The 1,171-nt window shown below is 44.2% G+C and carries 1 pseudogene; it reads left to right on the top strand.

The features are described 5' to 3' along the window. A pseudogene (locus ACLUWI_RS10095) lies at nt 1-1,171 on the top strand (hypothetical protein); the annotation flags it as partial.

Genomic DNA, 1,171 nt, shown 5'->3' with positions numbered 1-1,171 from the left:
GGAATCACTCGTCGAAGTTGATTCACTTGCACTCAATGATTCACTTTCTGACTCAGATGTCGATTCAGATTCACTTTCGCTGGCTGATTCTGATTCCGACTCGGATTCACTGACAGATTCAGAATCACTCGTCGAAGTTGATTCACTTTCACTCAATGATTCACTTTCTGACTCAGATGCCGATTCAGATTCGGATTCGCTGGCTGATTCTGATTCGGACTCGGACGCTTTAATTGAGACACTTGTTGATTCAGAAGTTGCTTCACTTTCCTCAATTGACTTACTGGTTACTTCTGATGCTGATTCACTTTCACTCAGCGACTTGCTAGTAGCCTTTGAAGTTTCAATCGAGGTTGATTCGGACTCAGAGGCCTTAATTGAGACGCTTGTTGATTCAGAAGCTGCTTCACTTTCCTCAATTGACTTACTGGTTACTTCCGACGCCGACTCACTTTCACTCAATAATTTGCTGATCGATTGTGAGGTTTCAATTGAAGTTGATTCGGACTCAGAAACACTAGCTGCCTGCGATGCTTCAACTGACTTACTCGTTGATGCAATTTCGCTTTCCTTCACTGATTTGCTGGTTACTTCTGATGCTGATTCACTTTCACTCAGCGACTTGCTAGTAGCCTTTGAAGTTTCAATCGAAGTTGATTCGGATTCAGAAACACTAGTTGCCTGCGATGCTTCAACTGACTTACTCGTTGATGCAATTTCGCTTTCCTTCACTGATTTGCTGGTTACTTCTGATGCCGATTCACTTTCACTCAGCGACTTGCTGGTCGATTGTGAGGTTTCAATTGAAGTTGATTCTGACTCGGACGCTTTAATTGAGACGCTTGTAGATTCAGAAGCTGCTTCACTTTCCTCAATTGACTTACTGGTTACTTCCGACGCCGACTCACTCTCACTCAGCGATTTGCTAGTTGCCTTCGAAGTCTCAATCGAAGTTGATTCGGACTCAGAGGCCTTAATTGAGGCGCTTGTAGATTCCGATGCTGCTTTGCTTTCCTCAATTGACTTACTGGTTGCTTCTGACGCCGACTTACTTTCACTCAGCGATCTGCTGGTCGATTGTGAAGTTTCAATTGAAGTTGATTCGGACTCGGACGCTTTAATTGATGCACTCGTGGATTCAGAGGCTGCTTCACTCGCACGCAATGATTCG

It is taken from the genome of Limosilactobacillus mucosae (assembly GCF_046939755.1).
Taxonomy (GTDB): Bacteria; Bacillota; Bacilli; order Lactobacillales; family Lactobacillaceae; genus Limosilactobacillus; species Limosilactobacillus mucosae_A.
The sequence above is the reverse complement of the archived record's forward strand: the minus strand, read 5'-3'. Positions and strand labels throughout refer to the sequence as shown.